This is a genomic window from Algoriphagus sp. (assembly GCF_013373065.1).
In the GTDB taxonomy this organism is placed as follows: Bacteria; Bacteroidota; Bacteroidia; order Cytophagales; family Cyclobacteriaceae; genus Algoriphagus.
Map to the genome: position 1 here is coordinate 48,422 of NZ_JABXIN010000014.1, position 22,728 is coordinate 71,149.

Consider the following 22,728-nt stretch of genomic DNA (forward strand, 5'->3'; position numbering starts at 1 on the left):
TTTTTATGAAGAAAATTTTCTTGAGGTAAATGTTTCAGGGGATGCGTTACACTATTTATAAATTGCAAAGAATCTTCGATCTTTCGGTTTCAATGGAGATAATAACTGCATTGTTCTTACGGAGTCTGCTATTTGGCGCCCTCCTCTTTTCTTAATTTAACGGATATGGAGACTTGTCATAAATTGTTTAAATCTGATATAATGAGAAATCTCATTCTTAGGGAAAAGAGATTTGGTTTTGAACTAGAAGTGACTGCTAAAATTTCTAGAATAAAGGGAATTAGAATTTACGAAGTAGGTATTTCGTATTACGGTAGAACCTATGAAGAGGGTAAGAAGATAGGATGGAAAGATGGTTTTTAGAGCCATTTATTGTATCTGAAAATATGTTTTGTTTAAACTCTGAATTCTTTTTTTTATAAAAATTCATTTCACTAGATCCTTATGATTATTGCAGAAATAGCTCAAGCTCATGATGGGAGCTTAGGAAATGCACATGCCTTTATTGATGCATTAGCAGGAACAGGTGTTGACGCTATAAAATTTCAAACTCATATTGCTGAAGCTGAATCTTCAAGCTTTGAGCCTTTTCGAGTGAAATTTTCAAAACAGGATTCTACACGATTTGACTATTGGAAAAGAATGGAGTTTACTCCAGATCAATGGAAAGGAATTAAAGACCATTGTGAAGAGAAAAACCTTGAATTTTTATCCTCACCTTTTAGTAATGCTGCAGTGGACTTATTGGAAGAAATAGGAGTAAAAAGATATAAAATAGGCTCAGGAGAATTGGGGAATTTCTTGATGCTTGAAAGAATTGCAAAAACAGGGAAGCCTATAATTATGAGTTCCGGAATGAGTTCATTCGAGGAACTTGACAAGACATTTGATTTTTTAAAGCCTTTTGGAAATAGCTTAAGTATTCTACAGTGTACAACTGCTTATCCTACGCAACCAGACCAATGGGGATTGAATGTGATTGCTGAATTAAAAGAACGTTATCATGTTCCCGTTGGCTATTCAGATCATAGTGGAGATATTTATGCCTGTCTAGCAGCGGCTTCTCTAGGATCTGAGATTTTTGAATTCCATGTAGTTTTTGATAAAAGACAATTCGGACCGGATTCCCATGCAAGTATTACAATTGATCAAACAAAAGTTCTTTGTAGTGGTATCAAACAGATTCAGAATGCATTGAAAAACCCTATTGTAAAATCTGACAATCAGAGATATTCAGAGCTTAAAGTGATGTTTGGGAAGTCCTTAGCCGTTAATAAATTCTTGAAAAAAGGACATTTTTTAACATTAGATGATTTAGAATCCAAGAAACCAGGGGATAGAGGTATTCCGGCAAGTGATTATCAAATGGTAATAGGAAAAAAATTAAATAAAAATTTAGATAAATGGGATTTTCTTACTTCCGAAGATATTAATTCCTACTGATGAAAAGAAAAATTTGCGTTGTAATTACCGCACGACCTTCCTATTCAAGGATAAAGACAGCCTTGACAGCCATCAAAGAGCATCCTGATTTGGAATTGCAGTTGGTTGTAGCTGCATCTGCATTATTGGACCGCTATGGAAATGCGGTAAATAATATTGAAAAAGATGGATTCGCGATCACAGCTAAGGTATTTAACGTTTTGGAAGGCGAAAATCTTACCGCTGCAGCTAAAACAACTGGAATAGGTATTCTGGAGCTTTCAACTGTTTTCAATAATTTGAACCCGGATATTGTGGTCACTGTAGCAGATAGATTTGAAACTATGGCTACGGCTATTTCAGCCAGTTACATGAATATTCCCTTGGCTCATATTCAAGGAGGTGAGGTAACGGGAAATATTGATGAAAAAGTAAGACATGCGATCACAAAATTAGCAGATTATCATTTTGTAGCCTCTGATGATGCTTATAAAAGAGTGATCAAACTTGGTGAAAACTCGGAATTTGTTTTTAACACAGGTTGCCCAAGTATTGACTTGGCATATGAGATAAAGCAACAACCAGCTTTGGATTTTGATCCCATTCAAAAATATGGAGGAGTAGGAAAAGTGATGGACTACTCAAAGGGATATTGGGTGGTTATGCAGCATCCAGTGACAACAGAAGTTGGGAGTTCCCGATTCCATATTGAGGAGACCTTACATGCCATGTATAGTATCAATCAACCTGTATTTTGGTTTTGGCCAAATGTAGATGCTGGTGCGGATGGTACGAGTACTGGAATTAGATCTTTTAGGGAAACGCACGATTTAAAAAATTTCCATTTCTTTAAAAATATGGAACCTCAGGATTTCTTGAAGCTTCTTTATTCCAGCAAAGGATTAATTGGGAATAGTTCCGTTGGAATAAGAGAATGCGCTTTTATGGGAGTCCCAGTAATAAATATAGGTTCGCGTCAGAATAGTAGAGAAAGGGGCAATAACGTAAAAGATGTTGATTATTCTCGAGTAGAAATTTTACATGCAATGAGAGAAATTGAAGAGTCTCCAAGACCAGAGGTTTCTACAATCTATGGAAATGGGGATGCAGGTAAAAAGATTGCCCAGTATTTATCTGAACTCCCCTTGATTTTTCATAAAACCATCACCTTTTAAATGAAAATATTAGGACTGATCCCTGCAAGAGAAGGATCAAAAGGAATTCCTGGTAAAAATATCAAAACGCTGGGGAACCAACCTTTAATTGCTTACTCTATTAAAGATGGCATTGTAGCAAAACTTCTGAGCAAAACTGTAGTGAGCACGGATAGTGAGAAAATTGCTGAGGTAGCCAGAAATTATGGAGGCGAAGTTCCATTTATTCGACCTAAAGAATTGGCCCAAGATAAAACTCCCACCATTGATGTAGTTTTACATGCGCTGGATTTTTTTGAACAGAATAATGAGCCTTTTGACGCGGTATGTCTATTACAGCCTACTAGTCCATTTAGATCCAAAGGTTTTATAGATGAGTGTATCCAAAAATTCATAGAAACGGGGGCGGATTGTCTTATATCCGTGTTAGATGTACCTCATGAATACAACCCACACTGGACTTTTAAGATGGATAAGCAAGGTAGTTTATCTATTGCTACAGGTGAAAGCACCTTGATCCCAAGAAGACAAGAATTGCCAATGGCCTACCATAGGGATGGGTCTATTTATATCTCCAAAGTGTCCCTGATCCGGGATAAGAAAGTGCTAGTAGGTGGTAAAACGGTGGGTATTCTTTCTAATAAATCCTATTATGCCAATTTGGATACCCCTAAAGATTGGGAGAAAGCAGAAAGAACCTATAAAGAAATAGTTGAATGTGCGGAATAGCCGGTATTGTCGGAAGAAATCCTGAAAATAGGCTTGTTCTGGCAAGCATGCTAGACATCCAGAAACACAGAGGCCCTGATGCTCTTGGAACCTGGGCTGATAAAGATGTTTTTTTAGGTCACAATAGACTCTCAATTTTGGATCTTTCCGAGGCAGCAAACCAGCCTATGCTCAGTAATTGTGGAAGGTTTGTCATAATTTTTAACGGTGAGATTTATAACTACCTAGAATTAAAGCAATCTTTGGACTATTCCTTCAGAACAAAATCTGATACAGAGGTTCTGTTGGCTATGTATATCAAATACCAGGACAAAATGCTTAATCATCTCAATGGGATGTTTGCTTTTGCTATATGGGATATACAGGAGAAAAAATTTTTTGCTGCTCGGGATCGATTTGGTGTTAAACCTTTTTATTACTCCATTGATAATGGTCAGTTTTTATTCGCCAGTGAAATCAAAACTTTATTAGCTGCAGGTGTATCAAATGCTCCAAATGAAGAGGTGTGGGCGGATTATTTTGTCCATGGAAGTTATGGTTTTCCAGAAGAAACATTTTTTCGAAATATTCATCAACTGTCTCCTGGACATAGTCTTACATTTAGGTTAGGGGATTCAAATCCTCAAATTAGACGGTACTATGATTTTGTATCCGAAGTCAAAAGTCAGAGGGTTTTTGAAGAGGAAACCAACTTACAAGAAGAATATCTAGAATTGTTACTTAATTCCCTTCGCCTAAGATTTCGATCGGATGTACCAGTTGGTTTCAATGTAAGTGGAGGATTGGATTCATCTATTTTGTTGGCAATGATTTCAAAAATCAAGGCCGGTGATACAGAAAATATTGAGGCTTTTTCATTTTACACTGGAGATGATCGTTATGATGAATTACCATGGGTAAAGGATTTAATTTCTAAAACCAATAGTCCATTAAATCCTGTTTTATTATCTCTTGCAGATGTGCCGGATCTTATAGATAAAGTAACATTTTTCCAGGACGAGCCATATGGAGGTTTTCCTACTTTGGCTTATTCCAAAATTTTTGAAAGAGCAAGACAGAAAGGATTTTTGGTATTATTGGATGGGCAAGGAATGGATGAAGCTTGGGCTGGTTATGATTATTACAAAACAGACTCCAAGGCGGTGGTGCAAGGAATAAAAAATCAACTGACCCGGCCAAATGCATTATCACCCGAACTACGCACTTTGGCAAGGGAAATATGCTATCCAGAACCATTTGATAATGATCTCCAAAACAAACAGTTTAGGGATCTATTTTACACGAAAATCCCACGGGCTCTCCGCTTTAATGATAGGGTTAGCATGATGCATAGTACAGAATTAAGGGAACCATTTTTGGACTATCGATTGGTGGAAATGGCTTTTGCCCAGAAAAAGGAAATGAAAATCAGAACGAATCAAGGGAAGTGGTTGCCAAGGCAGCTAGTAAAGAAAACTCTAGAAAATATTGCCTTAGCTCCAAAAAGACCATTGCAGACTCCTCAGAGGGAATGGATAGGAGGTGCAATGGCTAATTATGTGGAAGAAAGAATCGATATTCTGAAATCCAATCCTTGGTTTGAGAGAAAGGTCTTAGAGCAAGAGTGGAAGAATTATAAAAACGGTCAGAATGACAATAGTTTTTTTATTTGGCAATGGATTAACAGTTCATTTTTCCTATTATAAATAGGTAAAATACCTGACGTTAAAAAGTCCAAAGAATTTTAATTAATAAATAATAGAATTCATCTTTAAAGATATTTTTCAAAAATTTAAAAAATGAAGTTTTTAATTATTGAATAGGATTTAAGGGTTTCTGGTACTAGTCAAGGGATTATTTCCCGATCATTTTTGGGTAAGTTAAGAAAGGCATATCCGGAATCCTTAATTGATGTTCATTACATTAAAGCGGAGGATTCTGTTGATAAACTTGAATTACTTCTTGTAGATAACATTGTAGAACACAGAAATTGATCATGGTTTAGATTACATGCTTGCTTCCAATCCTTTTGGTGTACTGTCTTATAATCATGAAGAGATTTCGATTTGGGCGCGAAATACGGAACACAATGGATTTTACAGGCAATCTAGGTCAGGTGTAGGGAAATCTAAGGGATATACATTAATAAATTGCAAGGGCTTTGAGGATGAATTTGTGCCAAAAGTTCCAATTTCAACAAGCGGACAGATGCCCGATACTGCTTCTCGATTCATTGATTTTTTAGAGGATCTCGTTCAATCCTTGACTAAATAAATCACTTTAGAAAAAAAGGTTGGAGTTCTTCCGCCAGAAAAGATGAGGCCACTATTTTCCCTTTGTTATTTAAATGAATGGGATCATAGAAATCAGAATTTTCTAACAATATGCTCGAATGGTTAATCAAGGGGATGTCGAACTCATTTTGAATGATCAACTCCCTACCTTGATATGGGGCTACATAAAGAATGAGTTGACATCCTTTGGCGCGGAGGTATTCTTCGAATGTATGTAGTAAGGGGTTGCTAATGTTTTTTTGTATCTGAATGGGTTTTAATAGTTCATTTTGAGTATTCAGTTGGTTGTCCGGATAGGTATAGTTTCCATATTTATCAAATCGATGACGATAGTTAGGTCGAAACAAAGTGAACAAAGATGGAATAAACAGTTCTGTATTATAGTATGCATATAGTACGGCAGGGACGTATTTTCCAAGTGTGTAAGGCCTGATAATTCCCCTTTCTCGCTTTCGAAAGTAATCGTAAATATACTCTCTTTGAAGGTAAGGGGCCATTCGGTAATCGTTGTCATTAATCTGCATGGAAGAATGCTCGAAGTCTGGCTCATCCAAGACCAAAATACAATAAGAAGACTGAAAACCTGACTCAAAAAAGTGTTTTGCCATTAGTAGCTGACTAGGAAGGCCTGTGTCATCCTGCGAGAGGTTGATTCCTTTGGTAGTTAACTTTTGGTCAATTTCTTCAGATCCTATGCTTGTAAGGCCCCTACTAGATCCAATTATAAAATAATCGAAAGCTTGTTCCGGTTCAAAGTTGTTAACCAAAAAGCTAGCCTTAAATATGGATGATCTTTTGAGTAGGAAGTTAGACATCAATGCAAGGAGATTGGCAATCAATGCAATAATCAAAAAGTATTTGCTCAATTGAATTAAAAACTTTTTCATCATCTAGAACTGGAAATAGATAAAACTAATTGGATTTTTAAAGGCTGCCATAAATAAAATAAATAGGCTTAAAAGTACTAGTTGAAAATTACTTAAGGTCACCTCGGTTTTTTTAAGTTTTGAATACCGAATTTCCACTGTCAAGATGATAGTTATTCCAATCAAGCAAATAAGGGAAATTAATAGATGCTTCGAGGATGAAGAAAAATACATAGCAGAGCCACTTCCTGCAAAAAGATGGATTAAGTATTGATTTGCGTCATACACAGATGGGGATCTAAAATATACCCAGCCAAAACCCACTAATATAAAGGTGAATAATATCTTGGGAAGATTAGTAAGTCTTACCTGTGTGTATTCCTCATCTTTTACCCCCTTTGAAATATATAAGGGTACATAAAGTAATCCATTTATTAGCCCCCAAATGATAAATGTCCAGTTGGCACCGTGCCAAAACCCACTTACAAGAAAGACTATCAAAACGTTAATCAATGAAAACCACTTTCCCTTTCGATTTCCACCCAGAGGAATGTAAAGGTAGTCTTTAAACCAAGATGAAAGAGAAATATGCCATCTTTTCCAAAATTCACTGATATTTGATGATAGATAGGGAAACCTAAAGTTGTTCATTAAATCAAATCCAAACAACCTACTAATACCGATCGCAATGTCCGAATACCCACTGAAATCCCCATAAATTTGGAAGGCAAAAAATAGTATCCCTATACTGAGGCTCAAAGGAGATTGCATACTGTAATCACTGAATATACCATCCACAATTATAGCAGCATTGTCAGCGATTACCATTTTTTTGAAAAGTCCCCAAAGGATTATCCTTATTCCTGAAACAGCAATTTTATAGTCAAAAAATCGTGCTTTTAAGAATTGGGGTAGAAGGTGTCCTGCTCGCTCTATAGGCCCTGCTACCAACTGAGGAAAAAAACTAACAAATGCAAAAAAAGCGATATAATCTTTACATGGGGTAATTTTTTTTCGGTACACATCAATCGTGTAACTCATCGTCTGGAAAGTGTAAAAACTAATGCCAACAGGTAGTACAATCTGGAGACTGGATAGGCTAACTTTGGAACCAAAAAACAAAAAGGCATCTACAAAATTCTGTGCGAAAAAATTATAATATTTGAAAAAACCCAGTAATCCTAAGTTAATAAGTATACTAATTAGAAGCAGGCCTTTTCGAGTAGATTGGTTCTGGCTTTTGCCCAAATGCTGTCCTACCAGATAATCTGCTACAGAACTAAAAGCAATGAGTGTGAGAAACTTCCAATTCCACCAACCATAAAAAAAATAGCTTGAAATAAGCAAAAAAAGATTTTGAAGATTTAAATCCTTTTTTAGAGGAACCCAATAAATAAAAAAAACTACAACTAGAAAAAAAGCAAACTCTATGGAATTGAAAATCATTCGATATTCATCATTTAACGGGCCAAAATTAGAAATACTAGTTTAAAATTCTCGTATATCACCAAAAATTTGATTTGCTGTAAGTATTCAGTTTTAAGTTATTTTGATTGTCTAAATTTAAGGCATTTAAAAACTAGTTTATAATGATACTCACCTACTTTTTCCTTTTTCTATTGATTGGATTGCTCTATTACCGTCTTGCCTTGAGATTTGAAATAGTGGATCGTCCTAACTCTAGATCTTCCCATTCCAAAGTAACTGTCAGGGGAGGAGGGATTATTTTTCCGATTGCAGCACTGATTTGGTGGGGGGCTTTGGAATTCCAGAATACACTAATGATTCTGGGTTTGGTGATTGTTTCAGTAGTTAGTTTCTGGGATGATATCCAGTCGCTTTCTAGGAAAGTCCGATTTTTAATGCAGTTTATTGCCATGTCCTTAGCCTTTTATGACTTGGATCTATTTAGTCAAGTTGATTGGTATTTCTTGCCGATTTTTTACTTCATCGCTTTAGGCATTATCAATGCTATCAATTTTATGGATGGAATTAATGGGATATCGGGCTTATATGGTTTGGTCTTTTTTGGGTCTCTTCTCGCTGTTAATACCTACTTGCCTATTTTTCAAAATGAACTGATTCAATATGAAATTCTTGCTCTATGTGTGTTCCTTCTTTTTAACCTGCGAAAAAGAGCACTGATGTTTGCCGGTGATGTTGGTAGTATCAGCTTGGCATATCTAATTATTTACTTCCTTACACGGTGGTACCTGGAAGTAGGTGAATGGTCTATTATCCTTTTCCTTTTAATTTATGGAGTAGACGTGGTGATGACCATGGCTCGTAGAATCCGAAAAGGCGAAAAGTTATCTGAACCTCACCGGACTCATTTGTATCAAATTCTTGCCAATGAATACAAAAAGAGTCATGTGATTGTTTCCATTGGATACGCTGCACTTCAGGCTTTGGTCAATTTCATTTTTTTTATCAACACAAAAAATTACCCTTCTCCATTAATTTCCAGTTTACTACTAGTAGGTACAGGAATAGCCTACTTTCTCTTTAGAAATTGGATTTCATCAAAAGTCAATGTAAAAGAGCCATAATAAGAAAATGCCCGAGGAAACCCCGGACATTTTCGTAGGCATAGCCTGATTAAAACTTAACACATGGTAAATTTCGGAATAAAAAAAGCACCAAAACATCCCCAAAAATGGGTATTTTTTGCGTATAATAAAATCTTAATAATTAGAAATAATTAGTTTAAGAGTGCTTTTGCCTTAAATTTTACTTTTCCTCTTTTTTGATTTTTGTTTCCGTAATGGAACGAAAATCTCCAATAGGGCTATCCGTTTCCTCCTGTTTTCAATAGATTTTTTTTCAGAGACACATTTCCCCCACCGCTCATAAAAATTTTAAGATTCTTTGATAAACTATCTAAGGGTTTTGGTCTTTCATTTGCCACTTAATCAATGCTTTTTATTTACTTTGTTGAGAAATTCAAAGCAAATGAATTCATCGAACAACCTTTCAAATAATTAACTCAACCCTAAACAATGAAAGTAAAATCAATCACCTCCTCGCTGAGTCGCTCTTTGTTTTTGGCATCTGTTTTTGTACTTGCCATGGGAGCCTGCAAATCAAAAAAGAAAGCTGTTCAACCTGAGCCGGAACCAGCTCCTATTGAGCGTGTAGAAGAAAAGCCTGCTCCTCAACCCCCTGCTCCTACAGCAGAAGAAGTAGCTGTCGAAAAACTTGAAAATGCCTTCAATTCTGTAGCTGCTTCAGGAAACACTGCTATTGCGAATCAATCTATTGAACAGACTTTGGCGATGTTCTCCAATCAGGATACTCCTGTTTTGATTGTGATTCACGAAGAAAATGGAATCAAGGATTACGATGAGCCTACTACGATTCGGAAGTATCTTGAATACTTGAAGGACACCAAAAAGAACCTGAATTTCATCAGTGATATCCGCTTGGATGCAAATGGAAAAGTTTCCGAGCTTGAGTTAAGAAGAAAGTAATCACCGTTAGAACCTTAAAAAAAATGAAAAATACCTTTATCCTTTTTCTTGGACTCTTTCTAGTAAGCTCCTTTTCTGCCATGGCTCAATCGGAGACTATCAGTCCAGCAAGAAAACAAGCGATTGACTCCTTGGCACTTGAGAAAGTAAAAGACTTAAGTAAATATATCGCCATCATTGGCAGCAAAGACACTCAGTTTTCTGAGGCAAACCGTGTTATGGACCGGGCTGAAGAGCTCTTTGCTCCTGGTGCAGAAATGGGTGTTTCAAGCATTAATTCTCCCGAAATTGCATACTACAAAGTCAGAAGATACTTCGAGCGTCTGATGGCTCTTAATTATGATCGGGTGAATATCACCTGGTATGACATTCAGTATATCTCTGATTTGGAGCGTCAGCCTGATGGTCGTTATGTAGGAGTGATTACCATTTTCCAGCGTTTCGAAGGAACATCCATCGAAACAGGAATGAACTACAAAGACACCACCAAAAAAGACATCACTATTTACGTAGAGAAAAAGCAGACTCAAATCGCTGGTCGTACCATCGAATTTTGGGATGTAATGCTCGGTGATGTGCGAGTGACTGAAACATCCGCATGAGATTAACCCTGATTATTTTTGCGGTTTTTATCGCAAGCATTTCGATTGTTTCCGCCCAGGGCATAGGCTCTGGCGGAACAATCAAAGATGATGGTCGCTTCGCCGCCTCGACCAAACAACTCAATCAATTTTTTCGGCGCTTCAATGCAGAGGAGTCAATTGACGGGAATACCCGATTCTATCCAGGAGACTCTCTCTATCACAACCAAGCTTTACGTAAAGGATTCATCCAGGTCTTGTTCGATAACCAGACGAGTGGAATTAGTCCAGCGCTAAAAATTCAATTTGCCGATCAAGTCCTTTCTGAGGTATACCCTCAATACCTGAGTTTTCATCAAGAAGGTTGGTTTGCGGAAGTAAAAGCAGAGTTTTTCTTTCAGGGGAAACGCGAAAGTGCTACCCTCATCCTAAAAATCCAACCTCAAGGGTTGGGCTACGAATGGGTTATAGATGCAGTGGATTTTGGCCCGTTTCGTAACCTTTTTGATAAGCCAGTCGGTGATGAAAAGGATTTTCTTCATCCTCTTTCCCATGAATTGGGTTTCATGAACCTAAGAAGGGCTTTTCAGGATTCTGAACTTCCGGAAGCCTTTACACGAAGCTCATTTTCCCCCGATTATTTGACCATTTTTCTCTATGAAATGAAAAAAGGAAATTTACGTTTTGATACCGTCAGTGATGTCCGTTTTCACTTCTTCCAAATTGATGGCTGGTATTTCGAAGTGGCTCAATTCAATCGGCCAGGATTTAATACAGGTTGGCTGATTTCAAGTCTGGTAAGGCTGAACCCAGGAGATAAAGAAATGCTTCAAAAATTCATTTATGGCGAGAATTAAATCCCTATTTGTTCTAATCGCTATTTTCTTCACAATCCAGGTAGGCATTGCCCAAACAATAAAAGGATACTCTGAAGAAGAAGTCAAATCATACACTTCCCGTGTGGAAGATCAAATCCGTTTTTTAGAATACTTGCTCAATACCATTGGAGCTCAGGATACACCTACTCGAGATAAAGATGTCATTATTCGGGAGAGCTATTTGAAAATTTTTCGGGATGGAACCGTTCAGGTAGAAGATGATTTGCTTTTGGACCGGAAGGTAGTTATCAATAAAGACATCACGGCCTATCTAAAAGACATTGAATTCTTTTATCAAAATGTGGCCTTTCAATTCAAAATCCGGGATGTGAAACCAGGACAAAAGGAAAATGGAGAGGTATTCTTTGTTGTTTCTTTGGACCGGTCTATTGAAGCAACGGGGAAGGATGGAGTGAAAGTAACGGATACCAAGCCGCGATTTGTGGAGGTCAATTTGGATGATCAATCCGATGAATTAAAGATTGTCAGTATTTACACCACCAAACTTAGCCGAGATGAAGAATTGTTGGAGTGGTGGGAAATCTTGGATCCTCATTGGAAGAATTTCTTTAGAGGAGAATTTTCATTGGAGGAGACGGATTCCATCAATTTGGATTTGTTGTATCGTTTTGTTTCTATCGATTCCTTGGATCTATCCGGTACGGATTCCTTGTTGGACTTGAGTCCTTTAGAGTCACTTCGAGACCTTCGCTATGTGGATTTGAGCAATACCCGAATCATGGACTTAGGACCTATATCCAATGTTACTTTTTTGGAATACTTAGACGTTTCAAATACACCAACAGCTGATATTCAGTTTATTAAATACTCTGATCGCTTGCAAAGCTTGGATCTTTCCGGAACGCAGATTCAGGAAATTGATGAACTTCAAAATTTGAAATCACTCAAAACTTTGAAGTTGGTGAATACGCCAATCCTAAGCTATCAGGTACTCAATGAATTCGATTCTTTGGAAACCTTGGACTTGACCGAAAGTGGCTTTAATAATGCAGAAAATATCCAAAATCTAAAGAATCTGAAGCAGTTGACTTTAAAAAGAAATTACCTGATTAATTTCTCCAATTTAAGTCAGCTTCAATCTTTAACCTATTTGGATCTCTCCCAAACCAATATTCAGGATTTGAGTCCGTTAGTAGGCTTAGATCGATTGGAAACGGTGGATATTACTGGGACAGAAGTGGCTGATATTTCTGGTCTTAATGGAAAACCAACCTTAAGAAAAGTGCTGGCAGATGAGACCAAATTATCCATTTCTTCCGCTGACAATTTCTCCCGAGCCAATCCACAGGTCCTCTTAATTCACCATGTGAAAGATTTGGAAAGTTGGTGGGCAGCTTTATCGGATGCTTGGAAAAATGCGCTTCGAAAGGCCAATCCGGAAATTCAAGGAGATTCACCTCATATTGAGATTTTAACATCTACCATAGGTTTGGAAAAACTGGATTTGTCAGATATGAATATCCAAACCTTGAAACCGGTTACTCGATTCGTGAAATTGCATGAAATTGATTTTTCGGATAATCCACTTTCTGATCTTTTGCCTCTTTCCGAAGTTAAAACGCTGGTTAAAATCCAAGCAACAAATACGCAGGTTCGGGATTTGAACCCCTTGTCAGATCAAGAATCATTGGAGGTTTTGAATTTTTCTGGAAGTCCAATTGAAAGCATTCTCCCTGCGGTTGGTCTGTCTTCACTTTCTTACCTCAATGTAGATGGAGGTGACTTTCTCAAAGAAGAGGTTCCGGAATTTTTATTGAAAAAACCGGATATAACCTTGATTTATCGAATCAATGAATTGGATCAATGGTGGGGAGGGCTATCCCAATCTTGGAAGGAACTGTTGAGGAGACAATACAGCCTACCGGAAAATCCATCTACTGAACAGCTCCATAATTTGACAGGCTTGGCTGCCTTGAATTTTGAGCGGGTTTCCATTCAGGATCTTGTTCCGCTAAAGGCATTTGTCAACCTTCGAAAGCTAGCCGTTTTTGATTCGCCGCTTACTGATATTTCGGCAATTGCAGATATGAAATTGCTGGAAGATTTGCGCCTTTCGCAAATGCCTGTGGTTGATTTTACACCAATTGGAGGTTTGTTTCAATTGCAAAAACTCGATCTTTCCAATACAGGAATTGAAGATTTGACTGCCTTGTCGTCTTTGTTGGAACTACGGGTTTTGAATATCTCCGGGACGAATTTGAAAAGCTTGAAAGGACTTGAAAATTTGGTAAGATTGGAAGAATTGGATGTGGCAAGTACCAACCTCCGATCCTTGAGACCGATTGAAGGTTTGGAAAACTTGAAAAAACTATCCTGTTTCAATACTCGATTGCCTAGTCGCACCGTGGACCGTTTCAAAGAAATCAATCCAAATTGTGAGGTACGCTATTATTGATTGCGATCCGAGGAATAAAAAAAAGAGCCGGATTTTTCAATCTGGCTCTTTTTCCAAGTTAGACTTCCAAATTTTTTGAATTCGGAAAAAAAGGGGTCAAAAAGTTTTAGAAAAAGTCCCTTTTGTATTTCTCGAAAACAATCATGAGAAAAGTTGCTTAATCACCCTATATCAAAGGTAAAATCTTCTACCGAGAAAAAAATACCATAAACAGGGTATTTTTTGAGAGTAAGAGACAAAAGTTTTCCACAATTTTTAATCTTTCCTTTATTTAATATGATTTTTTCAAGCAGGTTCTGGTGAAGGAGTTGTTAAAATCTTTCTTGATAATCAGATTTCGGAGTATTTCTTCCTTAAAAGAGATGTGAGCCGAGAAATTTTTCTCCTGTTTCAAAAGCCTTTCTTATTTTTAGGTCAACGCACTTCATGGAAAACTCACCTCATATATCTATTGTCATTCCAGTCTATTTTGGTGACGAAACCTTGGGAGAATTGACCCTTCGGATTCATCAGGTGATGGATCAAATGGGTAAATCTTTTGAGCTGATTTTGGTGGATGATGACAGCCCCGATCAATCCTGGTCAAGAATCGAACAATTGGCGAGGGAGTATCCTTCTTTAAAAGGAATTAAACTCTCCCGGAATTTTGGGCAGCACTATGCTATCACCGCTGGTCTGGACCAGGCAAAGGGGGAATGGATGGTGGTCATGGATTGTGATTTACAGGATAGTCCGGAAGACATTCCTTGGCTTTATCAAAAGGCTCAAGAAGGATTTGATGTTGTACTTGGGAGACGAATCAATCGTCAAGATTCCTTTTTTCGAAAATTAGGATCCAAACTATTCTATCGTACGCTTTCATACCTCACAGGCTCAGAACAAGATGAAACGGTAGCCAATTTCGGAATGTATCATAGGCGAGTCATTCAGGAAGTAATCAATATGAGAGAGTCCATTCGCTATTTTCCGACCATGATCAAATGGGTAGGTTTTCGACAAATAGCTATACCAGTTACCCATCAGGGAAATTCAGAACGGAAAAGCTCCTATCACCCCAAAAAGTTATTTAACCTGGCTTTGGATATCATGCTCGCTTACAGTGATAAACCTATCCGCATGACAGTCAAATTAGGGGTTTTGATTGCATTAACAGGTTTTTTGTTTGCGCTATATACTTTAATCAGATATTGGCAGGGAGAAATAATCGTGGCAGGGTATGCAAGTTTGATCATTTCGATTTGGGTTTTAGCTGGTATCGTCTTAATTACCTTGGGAATGGTAGGGCTATATGTTGGAAAAACCTTTGAGGGTGTGAAGGGGAGACCTATTTATATTATTGAGAAAAAAGTAAATGGGGAAAAGCAATAATTCCATTCAAAAGCTTTCCTTTGATTCTGAGCTTTTCGGCTATCCGGTTGGAAAGGTTAGGTGGAATTCTTCGATGACCGAAGAAGAATTTTTAATCGAAGCAAAGGATTATCAGTTGGTCTATATCCTTTCCGAAAAACCAATTCAATTTTCAAGCACCCAGATTCTTCCAGTCGATATAAAAATCCTATTTGAAAAGGAGTTAAGCGAAAACTGGAACGAAGAAGAGGTGGTTCCAATCCAGAAGTTTAGAGATCGAACGGCTGAACGGTCAATTCATGATTCACTTCTTTTTTTGGGTTTGGAAAGCGGAAAATTTTCAAGGTTTAATTTAGATCCGAGACTTACTTCAAAGGAATTTGAAAAGCTCTATGAGTTATGGATTGAAAAAGCACTTGACTCGGGAAATATTTTAGTAGCTCCTGATCTTGCAGGAATGGTGACGTTTGAGGAAAAAGAGAATTTTGCAGAGATTGGACTGGTTGCTGTACATCCTAATCACCGAAGAAAATCCTGGGGAAGAAAGTTAATTCAGGCAGTAGAATTGGAAATATTTAATAGGGGAATTTCCAAACTAAAAATACCTACCCAACAGTCCAATATACCAGCCATGAATTTGTATGAGCATATAGGTTATTCTATTGCTGAAAAAATCTGGGTTTACCATTTTTGGAGAAACTAGCGGCGGCTAAGAAAAGGGATGTTTGATCCATTTTTTTAACTTGTCCAATCGTTTTGATTTCCTTTCGCTCATGAGGTCCTTTCCAAATTCCCCTCTTAAAATCCCATTTAATAAACCCTATCTCACGGGAAAGGAATTCGTGAATATCCAAGATGCTGCTGAAAACTTGGGAAAGCTTTCCGGAAATGGATTTTACTCAAGGCAATGCCAAGAGTTTTTCCAGAATCGGTATGGTTTCCATCGTTGTTTTTTGACTACATCCTGTACCGATGCTCTTGAAATGGCGGCTTTGCTATTGGAAATTCAGGAAGGAGATGAGGTTATTGTGCCTTCCTTCACTTTTGTTTCCACCGCTAATGCATTTGCTTTGCGAGGTGCCAAACTGGTTTTCGTGGATAGTCAGGAGGACTTTCCCAATCTTGATGTGAACACGATCGAACCACTCATCACCTCAAAAACCAAAGCAATTGTGCTAGTACATTATGCAGGTGTTTCCTGCGAAATTGGTCAGCTCAAAAAATTGGCGGATAAGTACAAGATTTTCTTGGTGGAAGATGCCGCACAGGCGATTGAGAGTTTTGAAGGGGGGAGAGCATTAGGGAGTTTTGGGCAATTGGCAACTTTTAGCTTCCACGAAACCAAAAACATCCATTGTGGAGAAGGAGGGATGTTGGTGGTCAATGATCCGAACTTGGAAAAACGTGCCGAAATCATTTGGGAAAAGGGTACCGATCGGACCGCTTTCTTTCGGGGAGAAAGTGATAAATACGGTTGGAAAGATTTGGGGAGCAGTTTTTTGCTTTCTGAGCTCAATGCAGCTTTTTTATGGGGCCAATTAGAAAATTTAGATGCTATCCAAGAAAGGCGAAAACAAATTTGGGAAGATTATCAGGGATGGTTTTCCGGATTAAAAAAGGAACCAAGCGTGCTTCAAAAAACCTATTTAGAGATTTTGGAGCAAGCTTTACAGGGGTTAGGGGAAATAGAATTTCAAACCCAACCCGGAAATTACCATCTTTTTTACCTGCTTTTTGAAAATGCTAATCTTCGACAACAATACATAGGCCGATTGAGGCAAAATGGAATATTGGCTGTTTTTCATTACCAAAGCCTGCATAAAAGCGAGTTTATACAAAAACACCAACCCGAACAGTTTGTCCGAACTTTTCCCAATTCTGACCGCTTTTCTGATTTCCTTCTTCGGCTACCTTTGTTTTACGAACTACCGGATCTTACGTAATAGATTCTATCGAATTTGAAAATTGACCTATGATTTCAATTCTTTACTTAGGTTCAATGTTCATTGTTCAGAGTTCAAGGTTCAGTTACTAACCCTGAACTTCGAACTTCGAACCCTGAACTTTTCAACCTTCCCACCTTCCAACGCTTCACTTTAAAATTTAAACTCCCTATTTTTCCAATCTTCCAATCTTTTAATTTTCTAATCTTCCAATCACCAAAATGCCCAAAACCCTCCTTATCTCATCCCTTCTCTGTATCCTGCTCGTGATGCTTGGAATCAATCAGGGATTTGATGTGTCGGATGAGGGCTTGTATGTTTTGCTGGCTCATCCGCTTCAGGAAAATCAAGCTGGAATTTTCAATTATGATTTGTTTTTCAAGGCTATTTATGAATTCAGCGGAATCCATTTTGGAATTGTAGGTTTACGGTTTCTTCGATTGGTCCTTTATGGATTTGGGGCTTTAGGATTGGTAGTTTTTTACAAAAATATTTTGGGTGAAAAACGTCACTCAGTTTTTGTTTATTTATTGGCTATTTTGGGCTTATTTGCGGGTTATGGGTTTTTACCGGCAAGCCTTTCCTACAACCATTTGACAGTCGTCTTAGCATGTTGTTGGCTAGCTATGCTTTCATCCAAGGATAAGGCAGTTGGGAAGCATATTTTGCTCGGGCTGATTTTAGGATTGCTTGTTTATGTAAAAGTCACTGCTGCGATTTTATTGGGAGGGATGACGCTTCTTATTTTGAACATCCAAAGGCAGCTTTCCTGGAAAATTTTAGGAATGCTTTTACTTCCTTATTTGGTATTGGAGTTGAGTTTTTACGGCCTGTTTGAGCAAAATTCTATTTTGCGTCTTGTAGATGGAATTGCTATGCAGACTGAGAGAGCTGATTACCAAAGTATCCTTCTTCTCAAACATACCCTTGTAGGTTTATTCTGGATTCTTCTGGTTTTTGGATTAGCATGGGTAGTTTTTGAGAAAATTTCAAATCGCCTCCTTCAGTGGGGTATTATACTTTCAGCATCGAGTTATATTTTTTTTAAAACTTGGATCACAGAGGAATGGAATCATTTTTTTTTATTGATAGGAGTCGTTTTGATGGCATTTATTCTTTCCAAATCAGATTTATATACTCTTTCCAAATCCAAAAAAGGCTGGTTGCTACTTCTGTTTTTCTTACCCTTTTTGCTTCATTTCGGAAGTAATGTATACTGGCTTCGAATAGGAATTCATTATGCTGTCTTTTGGATTTTGGGTATTCACCTTTTGATGGAGGAAATGCCAGAAAAGAGGAGAATTGGATATCACTATGGGGTTTCTCTGATGAGTTTGCTGCTTGTATTCAATGGACTTTGGTGGCACCCTTTTGAACAGAAAAGCCTTTGGAATGCAACTGAATATTGGGAGTATCTTCCCGGGAAGTCAATTTATTTAACCCAAAATCAGATTGCCAAATTAGAAGAACTCAAAACTAAAGTTGGACGGGAAGAAAAGCTTTTGGCAGTCTATCGGATTTCTGGGATTCCCTATTTATTGGGTAAGACCATGCCTAAAACGCCAGGTATTTGGGATCAAGAACAACTAAGACAACATTTTCCAAAAGGAGATAGCAATCAATTATTTGTCTATTATCCCTTACAGAAATTACCTGATAATTTTAGCGGTCAAGCGATTCTTCTAAATTCATGGGAATGAAAGTTTTCTTTTCTAGAGGCCTAACACCAATATCCTGGGCATGCTTGATGCTCATTGCATTAGTTATTGTTTTGTTTCTTCCTTGGCGGTTTCAGGTGAATGATGATGAAGCTATGATGTGGCTAATATCTGGATCCTATACTGGTGAGCCTGAATCCTATGCGGTATTTATCCATCCGATAATGAGTTGGGTATTGGCTAAACTTTATAGAGGTTTTCCAAATTTTCCTTGGTATCCCATTATCTGGTTCTCTATTTTGTATTTCTCTTTCTTGGCTGTTGTCCGACTAAATCATCAAAAATTTGGGAAACGCCGGATCGCTCAGATATGGAATCTGTTATTCTTTGCCTTTATTCTCCATTTTGCCTTTTTTTTACAATTCTCTATAGTCTCAGCCCTTGCTCTCAGTGCGGGCCTGGCTTATCGGTTTTGGAGATTTTCGAAAGAAGACTTGCAAATAAAAAAATGGTTCAAATCTGATGTTTTAATCCTTCTAGGTTTTTTGGTAAGGCCTGAAGTCGGGTATTTGCTGATTGCTGGATTTGTTGGCTTTGGGATTATTTTTGGTTGGAGTAAATTCTTTCTACGAGCTGCCGTAATTCCACTTATTCTATTTCTGATCGGATCAGCTTTTTCTCTTTTCTGGATTCAAAAAGCTGATAAAGAAGAATTTGTTCAATTGAATCATTTAAGGTCTGCTGTCTTTGATCACCCTTTTCTTCAATTGGAAAAGGAATATTGGAAGCTGGAAAAACCAGACTTGTACTACTTTTCCAATGGTTTGCAGGATTTCGAGCAGGATAGGCTTGATGCTAAGGTACTTTCATCATGGAAGCAGGATCTTGACCAAGCAAGAATCCCCTTGATATCTTTTTCGTTTTATAAAAAAGCACTTTTTACTTATATCGAGAAAGAACACTTCTTTATCTTTTTATGGATTGTTTTGATCCTTTATTCAATAGCAATTAATTCTTGGAAATCCGCGTTGGTATCTTTCTTGATATTTGCCGGGTTTCTGGTTTTGGCTCCTTTTTTTCTCCTAAAAGTTCAGATCTATGCACTGGCTTTTTTACTATTTGCCTTCTTCATGATTTTAATCCAAAACTCAACTATTCCCATATCCACTTTTACTAATTATTCGCTACTTACTCTTTTAATTCTAGCCATAGGTTTTCATTTGATTTCCTTTTTTAAATCCTTCGAGAATATCCCAGAGGATACCGAAATTCAAAATCAATTGACTCTTTTGGAGAAGGAAGAATTTGAACGGATATTTCTGATAGGAGAGCATAAGTTTTATCATGAGCTAGTTTTTCAGAATCCTTTACCCTTTCAGATCATGGGGTGGCCTTCCTTATTAAATAGTTTTGAGAATCAAAGCCACCATTCTAAAACCGCCTATTTGGTTCAGAAAAATACCTTTCGGAATAATATTGCCTATTTTGAAGCTAGAGGAGGAGTGTTTACCTATTTAGAAGATTTTGTTTTGGTGAAGATTCCATGAAAAGTAGCCTGTATAAAATCTCCCTTGTTCTTTGGAACCTGATAATCGCATTAATAGCTGGGTTTACTATCTATTTTTTAATCCGATATGGACGGTATGGAGTGGATATCAAAACCCATAATTTCTTCCTTGAAGAATATCTTGAAAATGGTTTTTTTCCGATTCCACCAGGGTATTACGCCTTGATCTACCTTTTGGATTTATTGGTCCGAATTAAATACCCCTTTGTGGTCAGTTCGCTCCTGACACTGACTTTTTTCATTTGGTGGAAGTATACTATTGTATTCAAATGGCTTCAGGAAGAAGGTGTAAAGGAACATAGGGAGGCGCTTGGATTGTCTTTGGCCTTGATTTTTTTCGGTCCCTTAGTTTTTCCACCAGTTGAGGGTGATTTTTGGTATTTAGGAAAATTCACGCCTTCAATTTGGCATAACTCTACCCTTATAGCGGTATTTCCATTTTCTTTAATTCTTTTTAGGAAAACCATGGACTGGTGGAAAAATTATGAACTCAAATTCCCTTGGAATATCCTTGGATTGAGTTTTGCAATTATTTTGATCAAGCCCAGTTTCCTGTTTTGCTATATCCCCTTATTTCCATTGTTTTCAGGATATTACCATGGTTTTCGAAGCCGGTTTTTCGGCTATTCAATAGGAATTTCTGTTGGCCTTTTGGCTGTGATTTGGCTGGAGAAAATCCTGATTTACAATTGGGATCCCATGGTTTTAGATTATTTCCAAAAAAATGAAATTCCCCAGATTCAAATCCGTCCCTTAAAAGTTTGGCTTCACTATGCGTTTGAACCTTTTTGGGATTTTTTTTCCAGCTTTTCATTGACTGTCTTATTCCTGATCTTTTGGGGAAGAAAGGCTTTCCAAAATCAGACCTTCGTCTTTTCATTCGCTTTGCTCGTCTTTGCGATCCTTATCTATCTTTTGCTTGCCGAAACCGGTTTCCGGGAATGGCATGCTAATTTTTACTGGCAAATCCCTATTACCTATTTAATTCACTTGATAATTATGGTGGTTTGGGTCTATCAAGAAAGACAAAAAGATTTTCAAACTTCAAAATGGAAGTTTTCGCTTTTTTATGTTGTCTTCTCACTGCATGTGTTAAGTGGAGTGGCTTATTGGGCCAGAATATTCTCCGAACGAATAATCAGTTGATGGTTTTCGATTTCCAAACGATGTGTAGCTGGAGCTTCATCCAGTTCGTAAAAGGGTAAGATATAGCGTAAAATATTCCCATCATGATTAACTAAAGGCAATTCTTCTAATTGATATTTTTCTAGAACAAAAGGATGGATTCGTATGAGTGCTTGATCCAGATTTTTTAATTCTTCAATTACACTTTTCTCTATTCCCGGAAGAGTATAGTCGTTTCGAAGTCCAATGATTTTTTGCTGGAAGGGAAGGATCAAGAAAAAGCTGGCCAAACTTAATCCCACCAAGAGCCAGGAAGGGTACTTTAATTTTCTATTCTCTATTAAACCCAAATTCAAAAGCATGGTAACAGGACTGAGCATACGCCAATCGGTCCATTCGTAAGTTTTATAGATGATTACCGAGAAAGCGAGCTGAATTAGTAGTAAAAGGGTGGATAATCGAATTAGTTTGGATTTCTTTTGATAAATCAAACCAAAAATCAAACTAACCAATACCCATATTTTCCAGACCCAATAATATTTTCCCTCTGTGTAGTGGAGGAGAAAGTAGATGTTTCGTTTGGTATTGAAATAGACTTCATAAATCGCCCGTCCCCAATTATTTAATTGAATCAGGTCTAGAGAATTGGAAAATACATTGGGGGTCTGTTCATAAAAGAAAGATGAATAAAAAAGAGCTGCTCCTATTCCTGATGCCATCAAACCTAATCCCAGCCATTTCTTTTTCGGAATTAGGGAAATGCCCAACGCTACCCATGCAAAAAACCAAGTACTTCTAAAAAGCCCTGCAATCCCAATTCCGATTAATAAGAACCAGAGATTTGATGGGGATTCATGCTTAAAATAAGCTGAGAAAAGCAGGTATAGTCCAATCCCTATGCTGAAGTGAATTAGTTCGGGCATGTAGCTAAACCCATAAAATAATGTGAAGGGGCTTCCGAGAATCAATAATAATTGCAGGGGAAATTGTGTAAGATGAGTTCGTTTGATCGCTAATGCAAAGATGGTAATTCCAAAAACCAAGAGGTTTGTCAATGGAATATGAAAAGAAGGTGAAGCCTTTAGCATTAGCAAAAAACTGTACAAAAGAGGATAGGCGGGGCCATGAGCGTCAAATCCACCTATTTTTGATCCTTTCCCGGAGTAAGTAAAGGATGCTGACAATTCCCCCGATTGATAAAAGCTTTCTGAATTTTTTTGATAAAAAATCTCATCGCCATAGTAGGAGCCAAAACCGAAATCCAGCCGTAAAAGGAAATAGATATACACTACCAGAAGA

General features: G+C 37.5%; 18 protein-coding genes and 1 pseudogene. 16 read left to right on the top strand and 3 right to left on the bottom strand.

Features of this window, described 5'->3' with window-relative positions:
* Nucleotides 1–150 precede the first annotated feature (150 nt).
* From HWE15_RS10790 to asnB, 5 genes and pseudogenes are all read left to right on the top strand, one after another.
* Nucleotides 151–382, top strand: a pseudogene (locus HWE15_RS10790) (glycosyltransferase family 2 protein); the annotation flags it as partial.
* Between the two features lie 62 nt (nucleotides 383–444).
* Complete coding sequence (locus tag HWE15_RS10795) at nucleotides 445–1,443, top strand: N-acetylneuraminate synthase family protein (RefSeq protein WP_290507545.1); 999 nt, start codon at nucleotides 445–447, stop codon at nucleotides 1,441–1,443.
* The gene (neuC, locus tag HWE15_RS10800; RefSeq protein WP_290507546.1) at nucleotides 1,443–2,597 is read left to right on the top strand and encodes a UDP-N-acetylglucosamine 2-epimerase; all 1,155 of its coding nucleotides are present in this window, start codon (nucleotides 1,443–1,445) and stop codon (nucleotides 2,595–2,597) included. The genes HWE15_RS10795 and neuC overlap by 1 nt, the downstream gene beginning before the upstream one ends.
* Entirely contained in the window at nucleotides 2,598–3,305 is a 708-nt protein-coding gene (locus HWE15_RS10805) for an acylneuraminate cytidylyltransferase family protein (protein WP_290507547.1), read from the top strand.
* Nucleotides 3,293–4,990 (top strand): asparagine synthase (glutamine-hydrolyzing), encoded by a 1,698-nt coding sequence (gene asnB / locus HWE15_RS10810; protein WP_290507548.1) that lies wholly within the window; start codon nucleotides 3,293–3,295, stop codon nucleotides 4,988–4,990. The genes HWE15_RS10805 and asnB overlap by 13 nt, the downstream gene beginning before the upstream one ends.
* Nucleotides 4,991–5,559: 569 nt before the next feature.
* Here the strand turns inward: asnB and HWE15_RS10815 are convergent.
* Nucleotides 5,560–6,465 carry a hypothetical protein gene (locus HWE15_RS10815; protein ID WP_290507549.1) on the bottom strand — a complete coding sequence of 302 codons (906 nt, stop codon included), beginning with the start codon at nucleotides 6,463–6,465 and terminating at the stop codon, nucleotides 5,560–5,562.
* A gap of 3 nt (nucleotides 6,466–6,468) precedes the next feature.
* Nucleotides 6,469–7,485, bottom strand: a complete 1,017-nt coding sequence (locus HWE15_RS10820) for an MBOAT family protein (RefSeq protein ID WP_290507550.1) — start codon at nucleotides 7,483–7,485, stop codon at nucleotides 6,469–6,471.
* Nucleotides 7,486–8,033: 548 nt separating this feature from the next.
* Between HWE15_RS10820 and HWE15_RS10825 the strand changes: the two genes are divergently transcribed.
* The 11 genes from HWE15_RS10825 to HWE15_RS10875 all read left to right on the top strand — a co-directional run bounded on the left by HWE15_RS10825 (nucleotide 8,034) and on the right by HWE15_RS10875 (nucleotide 21,450).
* Nucleotides 8,034–8,993 carry a glycosyltransferase family 4 protein gene (locus HWE15_RS10825; RefSeq protein WP_290507551.1) on the top strand — a complete coding sequence of 320 codons (960 nt, stop codon included), beginning with the start codon at nucleotides 8,034–8,036 and terminating at the stop codon, nucleotides 8,991–8,993.
* Between the two features lie 450 nt (nucleotides 8,994–9,443).
* Nucleotides 9,444–9,914 (top strand): nucleoid-structuring protein H-NS, encoded by a 471-nt coding sequence (locus tag HWE15_RS10830; RefSeq protein ID WP_290507552.1) that lies wholly within the window; start codon nucleotides 9,444–9,446, stop codon nucleotides 9,912–9,914.
* Nucleotides 9,915–9,937: 23 nt separating this feature from the next.
* The gene (locus tag HWE15_RS10835; RefSeq protein WP_290507553.1) at nucleotides 9,938–10,516 is read left to right on the top strand and encodes a hypothetical protein; all 579 of its coding nucleotides are present in this window, start codon (nucleotides 9,938–9,940) and stop codon (nucleotides 10,514–10,516) included.
* Nucleotides 10,513–11,352 carry a hypothetical protein gene (locus HWE15_RS10840; RefSeq protein ID WP_290507554.1) on the top strand — a complete coding sequence of 280 codons (840 nt, stop codon included), beginning with the start codon at nucleotides 10,513–10,515 and terminating at the stop codon, nucleotides 11,350–11,352. The genes HWE15_RS10835 and HWE15_RS10840 overlap by 4 nt, the downstream gene beginning before the upstream one ends.
* Nucleotides 11,339–13,789, top strand: coding sequence for a leucine-rich repeat domain-containing protein (locus HWE15_RS10845; protein WP_290507555.1), 2,451 nt, complete (start codon nucleotides 11,339–11,341; stop codon nucleotides 13,787–13,789). The genes HWE15_RS10840 and HWE15_RS10845 overlap by 14 nt, the downstream gene beginning before the upstream one ends.
* Before the next feature lie 426 nt (nucleotides 13,790–14,215).
* Nucleotides 14,216–15,157, top strand: a complete 942-nt coding sequence (locus tag HWE15_RS10850) for a glycosyltransferase family 2 protein (protein WP_290507556.1) — start codon at nucleotides 14,216–14,218, stop codon at nucleotides 15,155–15,157.
* Entirely contained in the window at nucleotides 15,141–15,839 is a 699-nt protein-coding gene (locus tag HWE15_RS10855; protein WP_290507557.1) for a GNAT family N-acetyltransferase, read from the top strand. The genes HWE15_RS10850 and HWE15_RS10855 overlap by 17 nt, the downstream gene beginning before the upstream one ends.
* Before the next feature lie 70 nt (nucleotides 15,840–15,909).
* Nucleotides 15,910–17,079: a dTDP-4-amino-4,6-dideoxygalactose transaminase gene (gene rffA, locus HWE15_RS10860; RefSeq protein WP_290507558.1), complete on the top strand. Its 1,170-nt coding sequence runs from the start codon at nucleotides 15,910–15,912 to the stop codon at nucleotides 17,077–17,079.
* A 221-nt stretch (nucleotides 17,080–17,300) separates the two neighbouring features.
* Entirely contained in the window at nucleotides 17,301–18,779 is a 1,479-nt protein-coding gene (locus HWE15_RS10865) for a hypothetical protein (protein ID WP_290507559.1), read from the top strand.
* Nucleotides 18,776–20,284, top strand: coding sequence for a hypothetical protein (locus HWE15_RS10870; protein ID WP_290507560.1), 1,509 nt, complete (start codon nucleotides 18,776–18,778; stop codon nucleotides 20,282–20,284). The genes HWE15_RS10865 and HWE15_RS10870 overlap by 4 nt, the downstream gene beginning before the upstream one ends.
* Nucleotides 20,281–21,450: a hypothetical protein gene (locus tag HWE15_RS10875; protein WP_290507561.1), complete on the top strand. Its 1,170-nt coding sequence runs from the start codon at nucleotides 20,281–20,283 to the stop codon at nucleotides 21,448–21,450. The genes HWE15_RS10870 and HWE15_RS10875 overlap by 4 nt, the downstream gene beginning before the upstream one ends.
* Here the strand turns inward: HWE15_RS10875 and HWE15_RS10880 are convergent.
* Nucleotides 21,411–22,718 (bottom strand): hypothetical protein, encoded by a 1,308-nt coding sequence (locus HWE15_RS10880; protein WP_290507562.1) that lies wholly within the window; start codon nucleotides 22,716–22,718, stop codon nucleotides 21,411–21,413. The genes HWE15_RS10875 and HWE15_RS10880 overlap by 40 nt on opposite strands.
* Nucleotides 22,719–22,728: the final 10 nt, after the last annotated feature.

Coding starts and splice junctions, on each gene's coding strand:
- HWE15_RS10795 (WP_290507545.1), top strand. CDS start 445: ATGATTATTGCAGAAATAGCTCAAGCTCATGATGGGAGCTTAGGAAAT.
- neuC (WP_290507546.1), top strand. CDS start 1,443: ATGAAAAGAAAAATTTGCGTTGTAATTACCGCACGACCTTCCTATTCA.
- HWE15_RS10805 (WP_290507547.1), top strand. CDS start 2,598: ATGAAAATATTAGGACTGATCCCTGCAAGAGAAGGATCAAAAGGAATT.
- asnB (WP_290507548.1), top strand. CDS start 3,293: ATGTGCGGAATAGCCGGTATTGTCGGAAGAAATCCTGAAAATAGGCTT.
- HWE15_RS10815 (WP_290507549.1), bottom strand. CDS start 6,465: ATGAAAAAGTTTTTAATTCAATTGAGCAAATACTTTTTGATTATTGCA.
- HWE15_RS10820 (WP_290507550.1), bottom strand. CDS start 7,485: ATGAGTTACACGATTGATGTGTACCGAAAAAAAATTACCCCATGTAAA.
- HWE15_RS10825 (WP_290507551.1), top strand. CDS start 8,034: ATGATACTCACCTACTTTTTCCTTTTTCTATTGATTGGATTGCTCTAT.
- HWE15_RS10830 (WP_290507552.1), top strand. CDS start 9,444: ATGAAAGTAAAATCAATCACCTCCTCGCTGAGTCGCTCTTTGTTTTTG.
- HWE15_RS10835 (WP_290507553.1), top strand. CDS start 9,938: ATGAAAAATACCTTTATCCTTTTTCTTGGACTCTTTCTAGTAAGCTCC.
- HWE15_RS10840 (WP_290507554.1), top strand. CDS start 10,513: ATGAGATTAACCCTGATTATTTTTGCGGTTTTTATCGCAAGCATTTCG.
- HWE15_RS10845 (WP_290507555.1), top strand. CDS start 11,339: ATGGCGAGAATTAAATCCCTATTTGTTCTAATCGCTATTTTCTTCACA.
- HWE15_RS10850 (WP_290507556.1), top strand. CDS start 14,216: ATGGAAAACTCACCTCATATATCTATTGTCATTCCAGTCTATTTTGGT.
- HWE15_RS10855 (WP_290507557.1), top strand. CDS start 15,141: ATGGGGAAAAGCAATAATTCCATTCAAAAGCTTTCCTTTGATTCTGAG.
- rffA (WP_290507558.1), top strand. CDS start 15,910: ATGAGGTCCTTTCCAAATTCCCCTCTTAAAATCCCATTTAATAAACCC.
- HWE15_RS10865 (WP_290507559.1), top strand. CDS start 17,301: ATGCCCAAAACCCTCCTTATCTCATCCCTTCTCTGTATCCTGCTCGTG.
- HWE15_RS10870 (WP_290507560.1), top strand. CDS start 18,776: ATGAAAGTTTTCTTTTCTAGAGGCCTAACACCAATATCCTGGGCATGC.
- HWE15_RS10875 (WP_290507561.1), top strand. CDS start 20,281: ATGAAAAGTAGCCTGTATAAAATCTCCCTTGTTCTTTGGAACCTGATA.